Origin of the sequence: Candidatus Methylopumilus rimovensis, from assembly GCF_006364615.1 — a bacterium.
Taxonomy (GTDB): Bacteria; Pseudomonadota; Gammaproteobacteria; order Burkholderiales; family Methylophilaceae; genus Methylopumilus; species Methylopumilus rimovensis.
The window spans coordinates 19,056-40,887 of the sequence record NZ_CP040986.1; the positions used below are offsets into that span (position 1 = coordinate 19,056).

General features: G+C 36.9%; 26 protein-coding genes. 15 read left to right on the top strand and 11 right to left on the bottom strand.

Annotation, left to right across the window (positions count from 1 at the left end):
* Positions 1 to 2: 2 nt before the first annotated feature.
* The 3 genes from FIT61_RS00105 to FIT61_RS00115 form a co-directional block, all read right to left on the bottom strand.
* A complete protein-coding gene (locus tag FIT61_RS00105) occupies positions 3 to 3,113 on the bottom strand; it encodes an efflux RND transporter permease subunit (protein WP_139882450.1) in 3,111 nt (1,036 codons plus the stop codon).
* Positions 3,113 to 4,141, bottom strand: coding sequence for an efflux RND transporter periplasmic adaptor subunit (locus FIT61_RS00110; RefSeq protein ID WP_139874012.1), 1,029 nt, complete (start codon positions 4,139 to 4,141; stop codon positions 3,113 to 3,115). The genes FIT61_RS00105 and FIT61_RS00110 overlap by 1 nt, the downstream gene beginning before the upstream one ends.
* 216 nt (positions 4,142 to 4,357) lie before the next feature.
* Entirely contained in the window at positions 4,358 to 5,053 is a 696-nt protein-coding gene (locus tag FIT61_RS00115) for a VIT1/CCC1 transporter family protein (protein WP_139872804.1), read from the bottom strand.
* A gap of 95 nt (positions 5,054 to 5,148) precedes the next feature.
* Here FIT61_RS00115 and FIT61_RS00120 point away from each other — a divergent pair, with 95 nt between their 5' ends.
* A complete protein-coding gene (locus tag FIT61_RS00120) occupies positions 5,149 to 5,397 on the top strand; it encodes a hypothetical protein (RefSeq protein WP_139882452.1) in 249 nt (82 codons plus the stop codon).
* Here the strand turns inward: FIT61_RS00120 and FIT61_RS06735 are convergent, their stop codons facing one another.
* From FIT61_RS06735 to rph, 8 genes are all read right to left on the bottom strand, one after another.
* Positions 5,398 to 5,538, bottom strand: a complete 141-nt coding sequence (locus FIT61_RS06735; RefSeq protein WP_187351801.1) for a hypothetical protein — start codon at positions 5,536 to 5,538, stop codon at positions 5,398 to 5,400.
* 6 nt (positions 5,539 to 5,544) lie between these two features.
* A complete protein-coding gene (locus tag FIT61_RS00125; protein ID WP_139882454.1) occupies positions 5,545 to 6,159 on the bottom strand; it encodes a MarC family protein in 615 nt (204 codons plus the stop codon).
* Positions 6,160 to 6,274: 115 nt separating this feature from the next.
* The gene (locus tag FIT61_RS00130; RefSeq protein ID WP_139882456.1) at positions 6,275 to 7,126 is read right to left on the bottom strand and encodes a radical SAM protein; all 852 of its coding nucleotides are present in this window, start codon (positions 7,124 to 7,126) and stop codon (positions 6,275 to 6,277) included.
* A gap of 2 nt (positions 7,127 to 7,128) precedes the next feature.
* On the bottom strand, positions 7,129 to 7,548 hold the full coding sequence (locus FIT61_RS00135; protein ID WP_139882457.1) for a protein tyrosine phosphatase family protein: 420 nt from the start codon (positions 7,546 to 7,548) through the stop codon (positions 7,129 to 7,131).
* 9 nt (positions 7,549 to 7,557) lie between these two features.
* Positions 7,558 to 8,727 carry a radical SAM family heme chaperone HemW gene (hemW, locus tag FIT61_RS00140; RefSeq protein ID WP_139882459.1) on the bottom strand — a complete coding sequence of 390 codons (1,170 nt, stop codon included), beginning with the start codon at positions 8,725 to 8,727 and terminating at the stop codon, positions 7,558 to 7,560.
* 7 nt (positions 8,728 to 8,734) lie between these two features.
* Positions 8,735 to 8,962 (bottom strand): hypothetical protein, encoded by a 228-nt coding sequence (locus tag FIT61_RS00145; protein ID WP_139872816.1) that lies wholly within the window; start codon positions 8,960 to 8,962, stop codon positions 8,735 to 8,737.
* A complete protein-coding gene (gene rdgB / locus FIT61_RS00150) occupies positions 8,955 to 9,551 on the bottom strand; it encodes an RdgB/HAM1 family non-canonical purine NTP pyrophosphatase (protein ID WP_139882461.1) in 597 nt (198 codons plus the stop codon). Before rdgB ends, FIT61_RS00145 begins: the two co-directional genes overlap by 8 nt.
* Positions 9,552 to 9,555: 4 nt before the next feature.
* Entirely contained in the window at positions 9,556 to 10,269 is a 714-nt protein-coding gene (gene rph, locus FIT61_RS00155; RefSeq protein ID WP_139882463.1) for a ribonuclease PH, read from the bottom strand.
* A 134-nt stretch (positions 10,270 to 10,403) separates the two neighbouring features.
* On the opposite strand from rph, the gene FIT61_RS00160 reads away from it, so the two are divergent.
* From FIT61_RS00160 to FIT61_RS00225, 14 genes are all read left to right on the top strand, one after another.
* Entirely contained in the window at positions 10,404 to 11,270 is an 867-nt protein-coding gene (locus FIT61_RS00160; protein WP_139872821.1) for a YicC/YloC family endoribonuclease, read from the top strand.
* Between the two features lie 19 nt (positions 11,271 to 11,289).
* Positions 11,290 to 11,901, top strand: coding sequence for a guanylate kinase (gmk, locus tag FIT61_RS00165; protein ID WP_139882465.1), 612 nt, complete (start codon positions 11,290 to 11,292; stop codon positions 11,899 to 11,901).
* A gap of 16 nt (positions 11,902 to 11,917) precedes the next feature.
* On the top strand, positions 11,918 to 12,133 hold the full coding sequence (gene rpoZ, locus FIT61_RS00170; protein WP_046486627.1) for a DNA-directed RNA polymerase subunit omega: 216 nt from the start codon (positions 11,918 to 11,920) through the stop codon (positions 12,131 to 12,133).
* A 42-nt stretch (positions 12,134 to 12,175) separates the two neighbouring features.
* A complete protein-coding gene (locus FIT61_RS00175) occupies positions 12,176 to 14,377 on the top strand; it encodes a RelA/SpoT family protein (protein ID WP_139882467.1) in 2,202 nt (733 codons plus the stop codon).
* A 30-nt stretch (positions 14,378 to 14,407) separates the two neighbouring features.
* Positions 14,408 to 14,785, top strand: coding sequence for a RidA family protein (locus FIT61_RS00180; RefSeq protein ID WP_139872826.1), 378 nt, complete (start codon positions 14,408 to 14,410; stop codon positions 14,783 to 14,785).
* 27 nt (positions 14,786 to 14,812) lie between these two features.
* The gene (gene recG / locus FIT61_RS00185) at positions 14,813 to 16,876 is read left to right on the top strand and encodes an ATP-dependent DNA helicase RecG (protein ID WP_139882468.1); all 2,064 of its coding nucleotides are present in this window, start codon (positions 14,813 to 14,815) and stop codon (positions 16,874 to 16,876) included.
* Positions 16,877 to 16,878: 2 nt separating this feature from the next.
* Positions 16,879 to 17,358 (top strand): chorismate--pyruvate lyase family protein, encoded by a 480-nt coding sequence (locus FIT61_RS00190; protein ID WP_139872829.1) that lies wholly within the window; start codon positions 16,879 to 16,881, stop codon positions 17,356 to 17,358.
* A 94-nt stretch (positions 17,359 to 17,452) separates the two neighbouring features.
* On the top strand, positions 17,453 to 18,097 hold the full coding sequence (locus tag FIT61_RS00195; protein ID WP_139872830.1) for an energy transducer TonB: 645 nt from the start codon (positions 17,453 to 17,455) through the stop codon (positions 18,095 to 18,097).
* 18 nt (positions 18,098 to 18,115) lie between these two features.
* Positions 18,116 to 18,964, top strand: coding sequence for a 4-hydroxybenzoate octaprenyltransferase (gene ubiA, locus FIT61_RS00200; RefSeq protein WP_139882470.1), 849 nt, complete (start codon positions 18,116 to 18,118; stop codon positions 18,962 to 18,964).
* 86 nt (positions 18,965 to 19,050) lie between these two features.
* Positions 19,051 to 19,479, top strand: a complete 429-nt coding sequence (gene rplM, locus FIT61_RS00205) for a 50S ribosomal protein L13 (protein WP_139872832.1) — start codon at positions 19,051 to 19,053, stop codon at positions 19,477 to 19,479.
* A gap of 13 nt (positions 19,480 to 19,492) precedes the next feature.
* Entirely contained in the window at positions 19,493 to 19,885 is a 393-nt protein-coding gene (rpsI, locus tag FIT61_RS00210; RefSeq protein WP_139872833.1) for a 30S ribosomal protein S9, read from the top strand.
* A gap of 128 nt (positions 19,886 to 20,013) precedes the next feature.
* The gene (gene argC / locus FIT61_RS00215; protein WP_139872834.1) at positions 20,014 to 21,057 is read left to right on the top strand and encodes an N-acetyl-gamma-glutamyl-phosphate reductase; all 1,044 of its coding nucleotides are present in this window, start codon (positions 20,014 to 20,016) and stop codon (positions 21,055 to 21,057) included.
* 12 nt (positions 21,058 to 21,069) lie between these two features.
* The gene (locus FIT61_RS00220; protein ID WP_139872835.1) at positions 21,070 to 21,435 is read left to right on the top strand and encodes a hypothetical protein; all 366 of its coding nucleotides are present in this window, start codon (positions 21,070 to 21,072) and stop codon (positions 21,433 to 21,435) included.
* 10 nt (positions 21,436 to 21,445) lie between these two features.
* A complete protein-coding gene (locus FIT61_RS00225) occupies positions 21,446 to 21,829 on the top strand; it encodes a bactofilin family protein (protein WP_139872836.1) in 384 nt (127 codons plus the stop codon).
* Positions 21,830 to 21,832: the final 3 nt, after the last annotated feature.

The following is a 21,832-nucleotide window of genomic DNA, read 5'->3' on the forward strand; positions in this document are numbered from 1 at the left end:
TTTTATTTTTTCTCCTCATCAATATGGCCATGATGACGAATATGATGACCACTAAGCCATACAAAGAAGAGTGGGATAAAAATAGTAGCTATAAAGGTTGCCAAAATCATGCCACCAAATACGCCAGTGCCCATAGATTGTCGTGCGGCTGCACCCGCCCCTGTCGCGAAGACAAGAGGCACAATACCAAAAACGAATGCCATGGATGTCATGACAATAGGTCTAAATCGAAGACGAGCAGCTTCAATAGCAGCCTCCATAATTGGCATACCCTCTTCCATTTTTTGGCTTGCGAATTCAACAATTAAAATTGCATTTTTAGCAGCAAGACCAATTAAAGTAATTAAGCCGATCTGAAAATAAATATCATTAGGCATGCCGCGAATCATGATAGCAATGAGAGCGCCAGCGATTGCAAATGGCACAGCCATAATCACTGCAAGAGGTAATGCCCATGTTTCAAATTGTGCAGCTAAAATCAAGAACACCATAATAATGGCGAAACCAAACGCAAAGAGTGCTGCAGAGCCGGTACGTTTTTCTTGGTAAGCTTGTCCTGTCCAAGCCATTTGATAGCCATCAGGTAAGCTTTCTTTTGCAATTTTCTCAACAAGTTTAATTGCGTCACCTGAGCTTACACCAAAGGCACCACCCGCTAGGACTTTAGCTGACAGTAACCCATTAAATCGTTCAAGCTGTTCAGCACCGACAATACTATTCACTGAGCTAACTGCTGAAAGGGGAACCATAGCACCGGTATTTGAGCGCACATAAACTTTTCCTAGATCATCAGGCTTCATTCGATAAGGTGCTTCCGCTTGAAGTTGAACACGATAAGTTCTACCTGATTTATTAAAATCATTCACATAAAGTGAACCCATGGTGCTTTGAAGCGTGTCATAAATACTTGAGATAGGGATACCTAAACTCATGGCTTTGGCTTCATCTACTTCAATAAAGAGTTGTGGTACGGTAGGCCTAAAAAAAGTATTAACACCTGTAAGGTGAGGTTCTTTGTTAAGTGCCTCTACAAATAAATTCACTGCCGCAAATAAACCTAATGGATTTGTATCGCTGCGACTTTGAATATAGATTTCCATGCTGCCAGAATTACCTAACCCACGAATGGACGGGGGGTTAAACGCGATTGCAAGACCGTCGGGCTGCATCATACCAATACCGAAAAGTTTATTGACAATGTCACTCGCAGAGCTTTTTCTTTCTGCCCAATCTTTTAATCTTACAAACATAGTAGCTGAATTTGATTTGTTACCACCACCAATAAGATCATAACCATTCACTGCAAATTGAAATGTGCTCGCAGGATCTGAAGCTATTGCGGAACGTACAGCTTCTGTGGTTTTGGAAGTACGACTAATTGTAGCGCCATCAGGGAGCATCACCGCTGTGATTACATAACCTTGATCTTCAGAAGGTATAAAGCTTGTGGGCGTAAATTTAAAAAGAAAAACAGAACTAATCACAATACCAATAAAAACAATACCACCAATAAGGCGGTGACGGAGGGTACTATTAACGACCTTAATATAAAAATGAGTTAAGCGATTAAAGCCATTATTAAAATGATCAAAAAATTTAGAATGAATATTGTTTGGATTTAAAATAATTGCGCATAATGCGGGCGTGAGTGTTAAGGCCACAATGCCAGATATCACCACAGCAATAGCTACTGTCACTGCAAACTGACGATAAAGCTCTCCTGCGATACCACCCATAAATGCAACTGGCACAAAGACGGCACACAATACCAATACAATAGCAATTACTGCAGCAGCCACTTGTTCCATAGATTTAATAGCAGCCTTAATGGGAGAAAGTTTTTCTTCCGACATCAAGCGCTCAATATTTTCTAAAACGACAATGGCATCATCCACTACGATACCAATAGATAAGACCATAGCAAAAAGTGTCAGTGTGTTTATTGAAAAACCAAAAAGATATAAACCTGCAAATGTACCTATAAGAGATATTGGTACCGCAATGATAGGAATTAAAGTGGCGCGCCAATTTTGTAAAAATAAAAATACGACAAGCACTACAAGAAGCATTGCTTCGCCCAACGTTTTGAATACTTCTTTCATAGATGCTTTTACAAAATTACTTGTGTCATAAGGAATTTCAAAATCCATACCCTTAGGAAAGCGCTCTTTGAGTTCTGCCATTTTTTCTTTAATGCCTTTGGCCGTATCAAGAGCGTTAGCACCTGTTTGAAGGAAAATAGGAATGCCTACGCCGGGTTTGCCATTCAATGTGGTATTAATATCATAGGTTTGTGCACCCAATTCGATGCGTGCAATGTCCTTGAGATAAAGAATGCCATCAGGCCCGCCAGCTCTTACGATAATATTTCCAAATTGGTCAGGATCTAACAATCGACCTTTTGCATTCACTGTATATATAAGCTGTTGATCAGTGACTGAGGGTTCTTGACCAATTTTACCTGCCGCATATTGTGCATTTTGGCTTTGAATGGCAGCTGCGATATCACTGGTCGTAATACCAAGCTGTGCCATTCGATCTGGTTTTAGCCAGATTCGCATAGAGTAATCGCGAGCTCCAAAAATGTTAGCATCACCCACACCTTTGACGCGTTTGATTTCATCTAATACGTTTAGCGTTGCATAGTTACTTAAATAAAGTGGATCAAATTGTTTATCTTTTGACGTGAGCATGACCACTAAAAGAATGTCATTTGATTTTTTTTGCACAATGACACCTGTGCGCCTTACCATTTCTGGTAAGCGAGGAGAAGCAATGTTGACACGATTACTTACATTGAAGGTAGCCTGATCAATGTTAGTGCCAATTTCAAAAGTTGCAGTTATATTAAGGGTACCGCTAGAATCGGTGCTTGAATTAAAATAAAGAAGACCTTCAACACCACTTAATTGTTCCTCAATAGGCCCTGCTACTGTTTTAGAAAGTGTTTCTGCGCTCGCACCAGGATAGTTTGCAGTAATAACGACTGTAGGCGGAGCAATTTGTGGATATTGTGCAATCGATAATTTAAAGGCAGCCGCAATACCAGCTAGAACAATAATGATTGAGATTACCGCAGCAAAAATAGGCCGCGTAATAAAAAATTTACTCATTATTTTTTGAAGTTAGGCATGTTAGTGACAGGCATGCCAGGACGCACTTTAATAAGATTGTCGATAATGACTTTATCGCCAGCTTGAAGTCCTCCTAAAATAACCCAATCTTTTCCTTTCCACTCACCCGTGATCACAGGGCGAGGTGTAGCTTGATTTTTTTCATTCACGACAAATACAAACTTACCTTGATCGGAATTAAGAACGGCTAATTGAGGCAATACAAATACACCATCTTTTTTACCAGTGGTCACACGAACACGAACGAATTGACCTGGCAAAATTTGATGTTCATTATTTTCAAATGTTGCACGAAGTTCCTGTGTTCCAAGTGCTGGATTAATTTCACTTGCTGCAAAATTTATTTTTCCTTTTTTAGAGTACTCATTTCCATCAGGCAGGATAATAGAAACTTCTTCTACATTTTTTTCATTTAATGCACCGCCTAGTTTTTTAAGTTCATTATCTGAAAAACTAAAGCGAGCCCATATAGGATTTACCTGGGCAAGTGTAGTGAGTAAACTTGTATTTGCAGAAATGAGGGCACCTTCGGAGAACTGAAAACGACCTGAGATGCCATTTACAGGAGCTGTGACATTCGTATAAGAAAGATTTAGTTCGGCTTGTTTTAAATTTGCACGACTCTGAGCAAGGGCTGCAACGCTAATAGATTCATCGGATGCTGCATTATCAAATTCACGCTGACTAATTGATTGAGACTCGATTAAACTTTCTAAACGTTTTTTTTCACGCTTTGCTTGTTCTGCTCGAGCAAGAGTTTGATTGTATTGAGCGCGTGCTTGATTTAGGGCAATTTTATATGGTTCAGGATCAATTACGAACAAAGTTTGACCAGCTTTTACTGCAGAACCTTCATTATATTTTCGTTTTAATAAAATACCACCAACACGTGGCCTAATTTCAACTTCTTTAGCCCCTTCTGTTTGGCCCACAGCTTCAGCTGTAATAGGAACACTTGTAGGCGACACTTCAAGCATGGTCACTGGCAAAACAAAATTAGGCGGCATACCAGTACCTTGATCTTGCTGTTTATGACAACCATTTAATGAAAGTAGAAGGAAACTAACAAGTAAAATAAATCGAGATGACAAAAAATGCTGCTGCAAGTAAAGCCCCAATCTTAGAAATAAGCTACTGAAACAAATGTTTCTGTTAAGAGCTCATTTTACAATTAAATCAGGGGATTAAGATGAGTTTAAAAAATTTAAATAGATATGAAACTTTTAGGAAAATAAGTGAGCTAAACCAAAAGCAGCTGAAGATGCTAATGCGCCAATAACAAACGTTTGCATCGCTGAGCGTCCTTGATTCATACCTGTAAAACGACCTTTTATCCAACCGAAGAGAATCAATGCAATACTTGTCGCAATCACGGACATTTTTAGGGCTGGTCCAATATCAGATATGAAGATATACGGCGTTAAAGGAATGAGGCCGCCAATAATGTAGGCTAATGAAATAGTCGTGGCACTAATCAAAGCTCTTTTGGGGTCAGGCCTTTCTAAATTTAATTCAAATTTCATCATAAATTTAATCCAGCGTTCACGATTAGAAGTAATAGATTTAACAACACTTTTGAGTGTATTTCCTTTAAGTCCATATTCTGAAAGTATTTCCTCAACTTCCGAAATTTCACGCTCACGTAAATGTTTAATTTCATAGACTTCACGTTTTAACTCAGAGTCATAATGTTCAATATCTGTTTTACCAGCAAGATATCCGCCAAGACCCATGGCAATAGCACCTGCAGCAACTTCTGCTAATCCAGCTGTCACAATAATAGCTGATGAATCGACAGCTGCGGATAAGCCTGCAGCTAAAGCGAATGGAACCGTAAGTCCATCTGACATACCAATGACAACATCCCTAACTATTTCCGTAGAAGTGAAGTGTGTTTCCGAGTGATGATTGTTTGACATACGCGTTTCATTAAATTTTATTTTTGTTAAAAATACTATATATTAGATTTGCAATTTAAACATTATCAAGCTATTTAAATATTAAGGACTTAAAAATGAAACAATGTACTTACAATGTATTAGCCTTACTAATTTTTGCTTTGTCTTTTTCATATGTGCCTACAGCAGCATTTCAATACCACTGTGTTTATGATGGTGTAACAACTTTCAATGTACCTATCTTCATATTTCAGCAAGTTTTTTTAGCGACTATTTTATTTATTATTGGCCGATATAGTTTCAAAGATGGCAAGATGGTCTGTTGGATGTCATGCAGCCGCAAAAAAGACAAAAAGAAAAAATAGTTAATCGAATTTAGCTTTATGTTTAGGCTGTCTTTTAAACTTTGTTTTGTCTTTTTCAACTTTAGGTTTAAAAGGTAAGTCAGCACGGAAAAGTGCGTAATGTGTTTGAGAGCGTAATTTAAGTTTTCGAATTTGCTTCATAAAACATTACGCAATAATATCTAATACGCCTCGTGTAATAAATTCAATTGCCATAGATCCTAAAAGCAATCCCATGACGCGTGTAATAATTTTTGTGCCAATCGCACCAATCACCTTAGAAATGTTTTCTGCAAAACTTAATGTGAGCCAGATTAAAAGAGACACAGCTATACAAGGCAAGACAAGAAAGCTTTGATTAATTAAATTAGGCGCTTGGTGGGCTGCAATAATCATATTACTCATGGCGCCAGGACCTGCGAGAAGAGGGATACTCAAGGGTACAAAAGCAATCAATTCTTTATCTGATTTTCCATTTTGCCCTGATTCAATAATTTGATGTTTACCTAGCATCATAGAGATCGCCATAATTAATAGAAGAATACCGCCACAAATTTGAAAGCTTGGCATGGTGATACCAAACATGTTTAAAATTTTATCGCCCAAGAAAAGAGAGGTTACAAGAATAATAAAGACAGTAATTGCTGTCATCTTGACGACATTTTTTTTGTTAATTTTTTTATGTTGACCCGTCAGGCTTAGAAAAAGTGGCAGGCATCCAATGGGATCTACAATTGCAAACAATGCAATGGTTGTTTTAATAATAAAGGTCCATTCAATCATGATGTTTTCCTTATTTAAAATCCTATTAAACTCAAGTAGCTATTCATACTAAAATATAAAAATGATTTTGTGATGGTAAATGATTGCATAACTTTGCGATGAGATCTCAATCGAATTAATAACTGACCGTGGTCGGTATATTAAGGCCAATTAATTTTTTAGCAATATTTTTAAGCTCTTCCTCACTAATACGTCCTAAATCACCTGCCCTGGGCTGTAATGAAGGCCTTGCTAAACCATAAAGATGAACACCTTTAATAATTTTTTTTGCTTTGTTAATTAATTCTATATAAGCATCAATATCTTTATCATCGGGACTTTTCCCATTGATCATAAAAACACAAGTCTGAACAAAAGTTGGGCAAATATTTGCAGTATTTAGAAGTCGCTCTAATATTTGATTGGGTTTAAGATTAACTTGATTAACAGTTTTAATAGTTTCTTCAGTAGCAGCATCAACTTTAAACCAAACTTCACCATTTATTTCTTCAAGCATTTCAATACTTTTTAATACAGAAGTTTCATGCATCAAACTTCCATTAGTAATCAATCTAATTTTAATTTTATGAAGCAAATCAAATTCTTGAAGTATTTTTTTGACAATTAAGATAACTTGCGGAAATTCTGCAGCACTTGTTGGTTCACCATTGCCTGAAAAAGCAATGTCTTTTAAATGACGATCTTCAATTGCTACATTTCTCTCCATGTAATCTCCATGAATAATGTCGTGAAGAAAAAGACGTAGTTCATTTTCAAGCACGTCTAACTCAATGGGCGGAGGTGAGCCACGCGTAAGATTTGGAATCTCACAATAAATGCATTGCCAATTACAAGCATTATTTACATTCAGATTTATACCAATAGATAATCCACCAGCACGTCTTGATACAACAGAATAAATATATTTAAGACCACTTAATTCTCGGCTGTGATCATGAATACTAAGATACTGTTTAGATACGCTCATGCTTATTTAAGCGCGTTGAGACGATCTCTTAATGAAGATAGGTCATAGCCTGCATTTTGAGTCTTGCTCAAAATATCATCAATAGGTAGTGTGCTTGCATGGGAAAGAGCCCAGAGTGTTGAACAACGGGTGCCTGTTCGACAATAAGCAAAAACAGGTTTTTGAGCTACCTTAAAATAAGCGTCAAATTGAATAATATCAACATCTGAAATTTGTCCGCCTACCACCGGCTGATGAATTGCTTTAATACCTAAATTTTGAGCTTCTTTTTCGATGAGTGAAAAAGCTAACTGGCCTTCAGACTCTTGGTCAGGCCGATTACAAAATATAGTTTTGTATCCTTGCGCATGAATCTCTTTTAAGTCTTCGATCGTGATTTGATCAGAGACAGTCAGTTCGTTATTTATTTTTGCAAATTTCATAACTTCATTCTACTTTAAAAAAATGCCAAGCAGGTCATTTAAGAATCGCTGACCTAGAACTGTTGGCTTAATCATTTCGTGATTTATGCTAATCAGTTTTTTATCCACTGCAGTTTTAAGTTCCTTTTCAATAGATGAAATAGTTAATCCAGTTTTTTCTTCAAAACTTTGAATAGTAAATCCATCAATAAGGCGTAAATGATTCATCATAAATTCGAAAGCCAAATCATTTTCATGAATGATTGTTTCTGACTCAATCATATTTTGTGAATTTACTTTTTCCATATATTGCTTCGGATTTTTGTAGCGACTTTCACGTGTCATTTTGTCATGAAATGTAAGTTTACTATGAGCACCTGCGCCTATACCTAAGTAATCTCCAAATTGCCAATAATTCAAATTATGTTGGCATTGTGATTTAGGTTTTGCAAAAGCAGATGTTTCATAATGCTCATAACCATGTTCACTTAATATAATTTCAATAGTTTCTTGCATCACTGCACTCTCATCATCTAGTGGTAATTGAGGAGGATGCTTAAAAAAGAAAGTATTTGGTTCAATTGTTAAATGATAAAAAGATAAATGCTGTGTATTGAAAGAGGTTGCTGTTTTAGCATCATCCATCGCTTCATCTAATGTTTGATGAGGTAATGCGTACATTAAATCTAAATTCACCTTATCAAAATGATACATCGCAATTTCAATGCCTTTTTTAGCATCTTCACTATCATGAATGCGACCTAATGATTTGAGATGCGCATCATTAAATGATTGAATTCCAAGCGAAACTCTTGTAACACCAGCATCTTTATAATCCGCAAAGTGATTGGTATCAATCGTACCTGGATTGGCCTCAAGTGTAATTTCAGCATCATATAAGATTGGTGTGAGCGCGCGAACTTGACTTAAAATTTTATGAATAGCTTTTCCGCTAAAAAGACTTGGTGTTCCACCACCAAAAAAAATTGAATGAATTTTTCTACCCCAAATTTTAGGTAGAGAGTATTCAAGATCTTTAATGAGCGCATCCACATACATAGATTCCATATCAGTAAAACTTTGTGTTTCTTTATGTTCATGGGAATTGAAATCACAATAGGGACATTTTTTTACACACCAAGGAATATGAATATAAAGCGATAGTGGCGGTGGGATAGCGAGTCTTGAAGTTTGACTCATAGATGATTTATTTATTTTTTAAATAAGGATTAATAAGATCATCAACCATTTGATGAAGTGCTTCTTTCATTTGTTGTTCTGAGACTTCCATTAAAAGACCATCTTCAATGGCATCTTGAGAAAGTTGCTTTAACTCATCAAAGTTTTCTTTCATGACCTTAATTTTTTCTGTACATGAAACGACTGTTTTGTCGTCACGAACCCAAGTAGGCCATTTGTTTTTTGATTTATCCATAAATCTGATTTAGTTTTAATTTAAGTTTTTGTAATGCTTGTCCGCGATGACTAATTCTATTTTTAATGTCTGTAGGCAATTCTGCCACAGCTTTTTCAGTCATATGATCTAAAAATAAGGGGTCATAACCAAAACCACCTGAACCTCTTGGGACTTTCAGAATTTCTCCATGCCAAATACCCTCAACAATGATGGGCTCCGGATCCATTTCATGTTTTACAAATACAATGACACAAATGTAATGCGCTTTTCGATTTGATTCGTTTTCTAAACTTTTTAAAAGTTTTTCATTATTTTTTTCATCCGATGAAGGTTCTCCTGCATATCGAGCAGATAAAACACCAGGTTTACCATCAAGTGCATCGACACAAATACCTGAATCATCTGCAATCGCAGGTAATTTTGATAAACGGCTTGCATGCCTTGCTTTAATAAGTGCATTTTCAACGAATGTATGAAAAGGCTCCTCACTTGCCTCAATTTTAAAGTGTGATTGCGGAAGTATCTCGACACTCATGTCATTTAAAATTGACTGAATTTCGATGAGTTTTTTGGCATTGCTTGTTGCAATGACGATTTGTTTCTTCATGAAATTACTTTAAAACGTTTTTTTGTAATTGAATAAGTTCTTTAATGCCCTCTGCTGCAAGGTCAGACATTTGATCCATCATCTCGCGAGAAAAAGGTGTGCCTTCGGCAGTGCCTTGAATTTCCACAAAACCACCTGAGCCTGTCATGACAATATTCATATCTGTGTCGCAACTTGAATCTTCCGAATAATCTAAATCTAATAAAGTTTTTCCTTCATGGAGACCGACAGAAATAGCTGCTACAGCATCAATCAATGGGGATTCGGAAATAAGTTTTTGATTTATTAAATGTGAAATTGCATCGTGAACCGCGACATAAGCCCCTGTAATACTTGCAGTGCGGGTACCACCGTCAGCTTGAATTACATCACAATCAATTTGAATGGTGCGTTCACCAAGTTTTTTTAAATCGATAATGGCTCTTAAGCTTCGTCCAATAAGACGTTGAATTTCTTGAGTGCGACCTGATTGTTTTCCTCGCGCAGCTTCCCTATCCATTCTAGATCCTGTTGATCTTGGAAGCATCCCATATTCTGCTGTAATCCAACCTTGATTTTGGCCTTTTAAAAAAGAGGGTACTTTTTCATCAATACTTGCAGTGCATAACACATGGGTATCACCGAATTTAATTAAGACAGAACCTTCAGCATGTTTTGTGTAATGCCTAATAATTTCAACCGGTCTTAATTGGTTGTGAGCGCGTTGATTTAATCTCATGATCATCATTCCTCAATAGAAGTCGTCATTATAAGCTAGCTTTAATTGATTGATATCTTGTCATTTAAAGGTTTTAGTCGCAAATGCAACTATAGATTGATAAAATGACGCTTAAACATTGAATTGGATACCCTATGGCTTTAAGTATGACCGGTTTTTCTTTTAAAGAAGCAGATACAGAACAGGGTATTTTGCTCCTTGAATTTCGGTCTTTAAATAATCGATATTTAGAGCTCCAAGTTAAATTAGACGAATCCTTAAGGTCTTTTGAGCCCATGATTCGCGATCTGATATCCGCAGAAATTAAAAGAGGCAAAGTAGATTGCAGAATTTATTTTAAATCTAAAACGCATGCGCTTGATGTTAAAAATGTAGATACCATTAAGTTAAAACAGCTCGCAACTTCAGTGGATGAAATTGCAAAATATTTTCCTCATGTTCAACCGATTAATGCGCTCGATATTTTAAAAACAACTGAGATCATGCACGATCAATCGGTCAATATAAACTTGCTTGAGCAAGACCTTAAAAAAAATCTTAAAGAAGCGCTGATCGAAATTCAGGCATCTAAAGCGCGCGAAGGTGAAAAGTTACAAAAGATTTTATTGGACAAATTAAAAGATATTGAAATGCTTATAGATGAAGCTAAAAAAATCTTGCCCGTTTTAATCAAAGAATATCAAACTAAAATTGAAAATAAATTTAAGGATGCATTAATCGCAATTGATGATGATCGACTAAAACAAGAGTTTCTTATTTTTATACAAAAGATGGATATTGACGAAGAGCTTAATCGTATTACATCCCATATCGATGAAGTAAGGCGCTTACTTAAAACAGATGGTGCAATTGGTAAAAAACTAGACTTTATGATGCAAGAACTTAATCGGGAAGCTAATACTTTAGGTTCAAAATCGATTTCACCTAAAACTTCACAAATATCAGTGGATTTAAAAGTTTTGATTGAGCAAATGCGCGAACAAATTCAGAATATTGAATAATAATGATTAAAGAATATATATGAGCCAAGCCCATTTATTTATTATTGCAGCAGCTTCCGGTGCCGGTAAGACGACACTCGTAAAAGCCCTATTAAATAAAGATAAAGATCTTCAGGCCTCGGTATCACACACCACGCGAAAACCACGTCCAGGTGAAGTGAATGGTGTGGACTATCATTTTGTTGATGAAAGCACCTTTTTAGATTTGAAGAAAAAAGGTGAATTCTTAGAATCTGCTGAATGTCACGGCGGTATGTATGGTACGAGTAAAAAATCAGTCCAGTCTATTCTTGATCAAAAGAAAGACGTGATTTTAGAAATTGATTGGCAAGGTGCGCAAGCACTCAAAGCTCAGTTTAAAGAAGCCATTTCAATTTTTGTATTGCCACCCTCTGTTGAAACATTAGCTGAAAGATTAAATAACCGTGGACATGATAGTGATGAGACGATTGCGAAGAGACTCGCGGTTGCCCGAGAAGAGATGAGCCATGTAGATGAGTTTGATTATGTTACAATCAATGATGACTTTGAAGTAGCTCTTCATGATCTTATGGCCATTATTCGATCTACTCGATTAATGTGTCATATTCAGCTTAAACGACATAGCCACTTAATTAAAAACTTGACTTGAAATTTGGAGAAATAACATGGCACGAATTACAGTAGACGATTGTTTAGAGATGATTCCTAATCGCTTTAAACTTACATTAGCTGCCGCATACCGCGCAAGACAATTAGCCAACGGTGCTGAAGCATTAGTGAGCACACATGGCTTAAGAGATAAGCCTACGGTATTAGCATTAAGAGAAATTGCAGCAGGTAAAGTTGGTCTTGATATCTTAAATAGAAAAACAACGTACTAATTCTAAAAATTAGGGCTTAACGCCCCCAAAAGAGTAAAGACCATGGCTAGTACCGCTCATTTTAATAAAGCGGATGCTCAAAAAACACCGCCGCTTCCGTTACTGCCTGTCGATAACGAAGACTCTGAACTCACAATCCTTCTCAAGAGCTATTTAAAAACCAAGGACATCCATAAAATATGGGATGCCTATCGATTTAGCGAAGAAGCACATCACGGCCAATCTCGACGCAGTGGTGAGCCGTATATTGTGCATCCAGTGGCTGTGGCATGTACCTTAGCCAGACTTCATCTTGACGCCCCTACAATACTTGCAGCTCTACTTCATGATGTCGTTGAAGATACAACGGTTACAACAAAAGAAATTGAAAAGAAGTTTGGAAAACAGGTATCCGTATTAGTCGACGGTTTATCCAAGCTTGATAAAATTGAATTTCAAGATGCTACAGAAGCGCAAGCTGAAAATTTCAGAAAAATGTTATTGGCGATGTCGAATGATGTCCGTGTCATTTTAGTGAAGCTCGCTGATCGTCTTCATAACATGCAAACCTTAGATGTGCTAAGGCCTGAAAAACAAAAACGTATTGCGCAAGAAACGCATGATATTTATGCACCCATTGCAAATCGATTAGGCTTAAATACCATCTATCAAGAACTTGAAGATTTAAGTTTTAAACATCTATATCCAATGCGCTATCGCGCAATTCAAAAAGCCATGAAAGCTTCTCGAGGAAATCGTCGTGAAGTGGTTGAAAAAATTACGGCGGCAATTCAACAAAAACTCACTGAGATGAAAATGGAAGCGGAAGTTACAGGCCGCGAAAAAAATACTTATAGTATTTATAAGAAGATGAGTGAAAAGGGTATGTCATTTGCACAGATCAATGACATCTATGCATTCAGAATTATCGTGAAAGAAGCAAACGACGCTTACTCAGCATTAGGTGCATTGCATGCACTTTATAAACCTCTTCCAGGTAAATTTAAAGATTACATTGCGATTCCAAAAGCTAATGGATACCAATCATTGCATACAAGTTTGTTTGGACCTTTTGGGACACCCATCGAAGTACAAATTCGTAGTGAAAAAATGCATAAACTTGCAGAGGCAGGTGTTGCAGCACATTGGCTTTATAAAACAAAAGATGCACATCTCACTGAGCTGCAACAACAAACACATCAATGGTTAAAACGTCTCTTAGAGATTCAATCAGATAGTTCAGACTCACTCGAATTCTTAGAACATTTAAAAGTCGATCTTTTCCCTGATGAAGTTTATGTATTTACGCCTAAAGGGAAAATTTTAGCGCTTCCTAAAGGTTCGACCGCAGTTGATTTTGCATATGCAGTTCATAGTGATGTGGGTAATTGTTGTGTAGCAGCAAAATACAATCAAGAACTCGTCCCGCTTCGTGCAGAAGTCCATAACGGCGATCACATTGAAATTATCACAGCGCCGTTAGCTAAACCTAATCCTGCATGGTTAAATTTTGTTATTACTGGAAAAGCAAGATCACATATTCGACAATATTTAAAATCTATTGAATCAGAAGAATCTTCAAGGCTTGGCGAAGGCATGCTTAACCAAGCACTCAAAGCTCTTCACATCAGCCCGTCATCTATTAAAGAGTCTCATTGGAAAAAATTAATCAGTGATTATGGCGTTAAAAATAAAGAAGATATTTTGGCAGAGATTGGTTTGGGTAGGCGTATGAATGTCATGGTAGCCCATCAACTTATTAGTTTTATGGATGGCGTGAGTCATGAAAAAGGTAAACATAAGCAGCTCGATGTGATCACCATTAAAGGCTCTGAGAGCATGGCGATTCAATTAGCAAGTTGCTGTCACCCTATTCCAGGCGACCCTATTTTAGGATTTATTAATAAAGATAAAGGCCTTGTGGTTCATACCCATGATTGTTTAGCGATTAGAAAATTTAAACTTGATCCTGATAAATGGCTTGATGTTGAATGGGATCCAAATCCAGATCGATTATTCAAGGTTAATTTACAAATTATGGTATTAAATGAGCGCGGGATGCTTGCTAAGATTTCTTCCGTGATTGCAGAATCAGATTCAAATATTGATAATGTGAACGTTGAAGAGTCGGATGGCGGACATTTTGTAAATGTGAACTTTATTGTGCAAGTGCATAATCGAATTCACTTAGCAGATCTCATGCGAAACTTAAGAAAAATTACTAATATTTCCAGAATCAGTCGTGTCAAAATGAAAACCTTTTAAGTAACTTATTACAAAAGAAAGATTGAAGAAATGACAAAAGAAATTATTCAAACTAAAAATGCACCAGAAGCGATTGGGACTTATTCTCAGGCTGTTAAAACAGGCAACACTATTTATTTGTCTGGTCAAATTGCACTTGATCCTCAATCCATGCAATTAGTTGAAGGTATTGAAGCACAAATTCATCAGGTATTTAAAAATTTAAAATCAGTCGTTGAAGCATCTGGCGCTCAATTAAGCGACATCGTTAAAATTAATATTTACTTAACTGATTTGTCTCATTTTGCTTTAGTCAATACCATCATGGGCGAATATTTTACGAAACCTTATCCAGCCAGAGCTGCGGTAGGTGTTGCATCACTTCCTAGAAATGCACTTATTGAAGCTGATGGCGTCGTTGTTATTTAAATTATTTTTATTTAAGAGTATTTCAATCTGACTTCTTTAGCCGAGCTTAAGCTTTTTACACCTTCAGTATTAAATAAGCTCAAAAAATTGGGCCTTGAAGATGTATTTAGTTTAGCAATGCATCTTCCTATTCGTTATATTGATGAAACTATTGTGACGCCCATTCGTGATATTGAAATGGGTGTGCTTTCTCAAATAGAAGCAGAGGTTATTCGTGCAGAAATTGTCTATAAGCCCAAAAAAATGCTTATCGTACAAGTCAAAGATACATCTGGCAGCTTGCAGCTTAGATTTTTACATTTCTATCCAAGTCAAATGAAGATGTTTGAATCGGGTAATCGTATTCGTATTTTAGGGGAGGCTCGTCATAATTTATTCGCATTCGAGATGATTCATCCTCAATGTAAATTGACTAGAGAAGGTGATGAATTGCCAGAAGCACTTACGCCCATTTATTCTTTAGTTGCAGGTGTGGGACAAAAAACAGTCAAAGATGCGATCGATAAATTGTTTCATCACTTCGATCTAAAAAATTATTTAAAAGATCTATTTTCGCCATCAGTGTATGAAAAATTACGCTTACCAAATCTATATGAGAGCATAAAAAGCATTCATCACCCGAAAGACTTTAAAGAAGTTGCAAGCCACGAAGCTTTTTCTAGCATGTCATATAAAAGAATCATCTTTGATGAATTTTTAGCGCAACAATTATCTTTAAGATCTAATTATTTAATTAGACGAGCACTTACCGCCACTCCCTTAAAAGCCACCAATAAACTCACGAATATTTTTATGGGTCATCTTGAATTTGACTTAACGCATGCGCAGAAAAAAGTCATTCAAGAAATTAAAAATGACCTTGAGAAAAACTATCCAATGCAAAGATTATTACAAGGTGATGTAGGCAGTGGTAAAACAGTAGTAGCAACAATCGCCGCTCTGCAAGTGATCGAGAATGGAAGTCAGGTTGCTTTTATGGCACCTACGGAAATTTTAGCGGAACAACATTATCGTAAACTTTATAAATGGTTGACCCCTTTAAATATAAAAGTCGCATGGTTAACAGGTAGTCAATCCAAAAAAAATCGTGAAACCTCTTTATATATGACGCAATCGGGTGAAGCGCATATTGTAGTAGGTACGCATGCCCTTTTTCAAGAACATGTGATATTTAAAAAATTAGGCTTAAGTATTATTGATGAACAGCACCGATTTGGGGTTGAGCAAAGATTGGCCTTAAGAAAAAAAGGCGAATTAAATAAAGTGATTGAGCCTCATCAGCTCATGATGAGTGCAACACCCATTCCAAGAACACTTTCCATGAGTTATTTTGCAGATCTTGATGTGTCGGTGATCGATGAATTGCCTAAAGGCCGTGAAGCGATTGTGACAAAACTTTTTTCAGAAGATCGACGAGACGAGATTTTAAAAAGGGTGCATGAGGTATGTCATGCCGGTGCCCAAGTCTATTGGGTATGCCCTTTAATTGAAGAAAGTGAAGTATTACAACTTCAAACGGCAGAAGAAACCTATTTAAATATGCAATCTCATTTTAAAAACTTAAAGGTAGGCTTAGTTCATGGACGAATGAAATCATCAGAGAAGCAAAAAGTCATGTCTGATTTTGTGAAAGGTGATATTCAATTATTAGTAGCGACTACAGTAATTGAAGTGGGTGTTGATGTGCCCAATGCGACATTGATGGTGATTGAAAATGCCGAGCGCATGGGACTTTCACAATTACATCAATTACGTGGTCGCGTGGGGCGGGGTTCACTTAAAAGTACATGCATTTTATTATTTCAAAAAAAATTATCAGAGCTAGCACGACAAAGACTCAAAGTGATTTTTGAAAATACTGATGGTTTTATCATTGCACAAGAAGATTTAAACATAAGAGGCCCCGGAGAATTTTTAGGGGTCAGACAAAGCGGGGTGCCTATGTTGCGCATTGCTAATCTCAATCGTGATTTTAAATTATTAGAAGAAGCTAAAACGATAGCGGACCAATTATTGGAAGATTATCCTGAAGCTTCTCATCTTCACTTAAAACGCTGGCTAAGCCATGCGAATGAAAGAGTGAAAGTATAACCATGTCATGGCTAGGATCACCTGCAATTAAAGGACATGAGTTTTCTTGGATTACTGAAGAAGGTTCTTTAACAGAGCGATTAAAAAAAGAATTTAACGATGTCAAAGTTGATGTCATTTATGAAGGTTTGGCCTCAGAAAAAGAAACAGATTACATTCGTGAAGTAATTATCAAAAGTTGTGATAAGCCTATGATATTTGCTCAGACGCGAGTAAAAATGATTGATCTTGATAGTGCTTGGAGCTGTTTAAAAGAACTTGGCCAACAATCGCTCGCAAATATTTTATTTAAAGATCCCAAAATTTTTAGACATTCACTTTTGTATCGATTATGTGATTCAGATGATATTTTATATAGACGTTTAAAATCACTTGGTTATATTCATGAAGAAATTTTATGGATTAGAAAATCGAAATGGGAAAAAGACGGAAAGATTCTTTCTTTAACTGAAGCCTTTTTGCCAAAACTTTTCAATCAATAACCAAGTTGATGTTAGCTTATTGATGATAATCATTCTCATTTAAGCTATAATTTTCCTTTAATTTTTTTCAAAGCATTTTTCAACAATTGTGAGTTTGTCGAGACATATTCCCTTTCATATTGATTTGCCTAAAGCTATTGGAGTTTCAATCGCTATTCATATCATTTTGATGGTAGGTTTACCCGAATTTAATAAGCCATTATTAACACCGCAAGAGATGAGCGTTACGATTTCAAGTTCGCCAATTCAACAGCCAATCGAAAAAATTGAAACGCCTGAGCCTATAAAAAAAGTGGAGCCTATTCAGAAAATAGAGAAAAAAATTACACCAATTATTGATAAAAATGCAACAACAGTTGCTCAACCTGCGCCGAAAGAAGTGGCGCCACCTGCGCCTGCAGAGGTTATTTCAAAAATTCCGAATGTTGTACCACAAGAACAAGTGACTCAGTCTATAGAGAGTTATAGCAGTTTGCTTGCAAATGCGATTGCAAAATATAAGCAATATCCAAAAATTGCTCAAATGCGAGGTTGGCAAGGGACTGTTATTGCAGATCTTGAAATTGATAGTAAAGGCTCAGTGATTAGTGTCAAGATTAAAAAGAGTAGTACTTATGAAGTTTTAGATAACGAAGCGCTCGAAATGATAAAAAAAGCTTCGCCATTTCCAGCTCCACCAGATAATTTGCGTGGTAAAAATTTTAATGTGCTTGTGCCTATTTCATTCAAACTCGAATAATCCGATTTAATTTTAAAGATGCGTTCTTATTTTCATCTTATGCGTCTTGATAAGCCCATTGGCATTTTTTTGTTATTGTGGCCAACCTTATGGGCACTTCTCATATCAAGCCATGGCCATCCGAGCATTCAACATCTCACCATTTTTATTTTAGGTACAGTCTTAATGCGCTCAGCTGGTTGTGTGGCGAATGATATTCTTGATCGCAAATTTGATTCTTTTGTCACACGTACAAAATTACGTCCTTTAGCGAATCAATCCATCTCCGTTAATAATGCATTCTTTTTACTGATTACTTTGTTATTGGGTGCATTGATATGTGTTTTATTTTTAAATGAACAATCATTTTATTTTTCATTGATAGCTTTATTCTTAGCGCTCACTTATCCCCTAACCAAAAGATTCTTTGTCATGCCACAGGCATATTTAGGTTTAAGTTTTGGTATGGGCATTCCCATCGCTTTTGTTGCAAATGATATTTCCCTAACTTTAACGACATGGCTTTTATTTTTTGCAAATGTATTTTGGGCGATTGCTTACGATACGCTTTATGCGGTGACAGACAAAAATGATGATTTAAAAATTGGTATTCGCTCTTCGGCTATTTGGTTTGGAAATTACGTGAAAGAAGCCATTATGTTCTGTTATACCTGTATGATGGGATGCTTGATTTGGGTAGGACAGTCAGAAAATTTTAGCTGGCCTTTTTACGGATTTATGATGTTGAGTCTTATTTTTATTGGGGTTCTTTGTCGACAAATCAGGGCGCTCAACCCAAAAGCCTGTTTTGATGCATTTTTGAGCAATAATTACCTGGGCGGGCTCGTCTTTTTAGGTGTGTTTTTTCACTATCTCTATGTGAACTAAATCATTAATAAAATTGACAAAACAGGCAGTTTTGACATAGAATTCACCTCTTTTTTTAAATTTATAGCGCAAAAGTTGGTATTGAAATGAAGACATTTTCAGCAAAATCCCACGAAGTAAAACGCGATTGGTTCGTTGTAGACGGAACTGATTTAGTATTGGGTAGATTAGCAAGTGCGATTGCACATCGATTACGTGGCAAACATAAAGCCATTTATACACCGCACGTAGATACAGGTGATTACATTGTAGTGATCAACGCGGAAAAGATTAAAGTAACGGGTAACAAAGGAGATGACAAGGTTTACCATCGCCACTCAGGTTATCCAGGCGGCATTTCAACAACGAACTTCTCTAAGATGCAAGACCGTTTTCCAGGTCGTGCTTTAGAAAAGGCAGTGAAGGGAATGTTACCAAAAGGACCTTTGGGTTATGCCATGATTAAAAAGATGAAAGTCTATTCAGGCGCAACTCATGATCATGTGGCACAACAACCACAACCATTAAGCATATAGTTAAGGAAATACTATGATAGGTAAATACAATTACGGAACGGGTCGCAGAAAAAGCTCAATAGCTCGTGTGTTCATTAAGCCAGGTAAAGGTGTGATTACAGTGAACGACAAACCTGCAGATGAATATTTTTCACGTTATACCTCTCGTATGATTTTCCGCCAACCACTTGATTTAACGAATACTTTAAATACATTTGATATTCATGTGAATGTCATCGGTGGTGGTGAGTCTGGTCAAGCAGGTGCAGTGCGTCATGGCATTACACGTGCACTTATTGACTATGATACAAATTTAAAGAGTACGCTTTCACAAGCTGGCTTTGTAACACGTGATGCACGTGAAGTTGAGCGTAAAAAAGTGGGTCTTCGAAAAGCTCGTAGACGTAAACAATTCTCGAAACGTTAATTGTTTCAAGTTCCAAAGAGCAAAAAGGCCGCTTTCAAGCGGCTTTTTTGTTATATAGAGTTAAATAAATTTTGTTAGTATGGGTTTTTAAGGATTAAGACTTCTTTTAAATTAAAGGTGCGAACGTGATGAGTAATCTTTCAAAGATTAAAGTAGGCGTGGTGGGTGCGACCGGTTATACCGGCGTTGAGCTATTAAGAATTTTAGTTAAACATCCTCATGTGACTATCCAAACCGTGACCTCCAGAGCAGAAGCTGGCTTATCCATCGCGACCTTATTTCCGAGCTTAAGAGGATTAATCGATCTTAAATTTGAAGATCCAAAGACTGCTGATTTGGTAAATTGTGATCTCGTGTTTTTTGCAACACCTAATGGGATTGCCATGCAAGAAGTGCCCGCACTTCTTAAAGCTGGGGTCAAAGTGATTGATTTGGCAGCAGATTTTAGGCTAAAAGACGCTAACGTCTGGGAAAAATGGTACAAAATGCCGCATTCATGTAGCGATCTACTTAAAGATGCTGTTTATGGTTTGCCAGAAATTAATAGAGAAAAAATTAAAAAAGCTTCACTTGTAGCTAATCCGGGTTGTTATCCCACAGCGATTCAATTGGGATTTATTCCTTTGATTGAATCTAGTGTGATTAACCTTGATGATCTCATCGCAGACGCTAAATCAGGTGTGTCAGGTGCGGGCAGAAAAGCTGAAGTGAATGCATTGATGGCGGAAGCGTCTGATAACTTTAAAGCATACGGTGTTGAAGGGCATAGACATTTACCCGAAATCACGCAAGGACTTACGGGTGTTGCGAATCAAGCGGTGCATTTAACCTTTGTGCCACATTTAACGCCTATGATTAGAGGTATACATGCAACACTTTATGCAACGCTGACTAAAAATATAGACATACAAGCACTTTTTGAATCGAGATATAAGCATGAGTCCTTTGTGGACGTGATGCCAAAAGGCGCTCATCCCGAAACAAGATCTGTAAGAGGCTCAAATCAATGTCGCATCAGTATCCATCAGCCGCAGGGAAGTCATAAGGTTGTTGTTTTATCTGTCATCGATAATCTCGTGAAAGGCGCGGCAGGACAGGCTGTGCAAAATATGAATCTTATGTTTGATTTTCCAGAGATTTCTGGACTTGATCTTGTGCCTTTGATGCCATAAAGTGTTGTTTCTATGAGAAAAGTTAAGCGAACCTATACAAAATATTTTGGCGTAACACGTCGGAGAATGCGCATTAAAGCAGGTGCGTCTTGGCATACCTATTTGATAATCGCTGCGCTCTCATTTATAGGCGGCGCAGGGTTTACTTATTGGGAGTTAAACGGTGGCTCAGTGATTGGATTTATTTCAAAAATTCAAGCATTGGAAGCTGAAAATCAATCAATACAAGGCCAGTTATTACAACAAAAAATTGAGCTTCAATTGAAATCGATTTCAGGCGATAAAGTATCAGGCGATATTACTAAACTCCAAGAAGAAAATGCCAAGTTAAAAGAAGACATTCTTTTTTACGAAAAAATTGTAGGCAAGAAACGATAAAGGATATTTCATGTTTTTTAATAAAAAAAATAAAGCGCGCACAATTGATACACTCATTGATAAAGATATTACGGTGCGTGGTAATGTGACTTATTCAGGCGGCATTCGTGTAGATGGCTCCATTCATGGTAATCTCACTGAACTTCCAGGTACGGCGGGCACTCTTATTATGGGTAATAAGAGTCGCATTAAAGGAAATATATCAGCCCATACAGCCATTATTGGCGGAGATGTGAATGGTAATATTGTATGTGCCGAGTACTTAGAGCTTCATGGGAATGCCAGAATTATGGGCGACATCGAATATAAGGTGATAGAAATTCATGCAGGTGCTAAAGTGTATGGACGACTTAAAGAAGTTGCTAAAGATTATCAGTCACAAAAAAAGAAATAATCA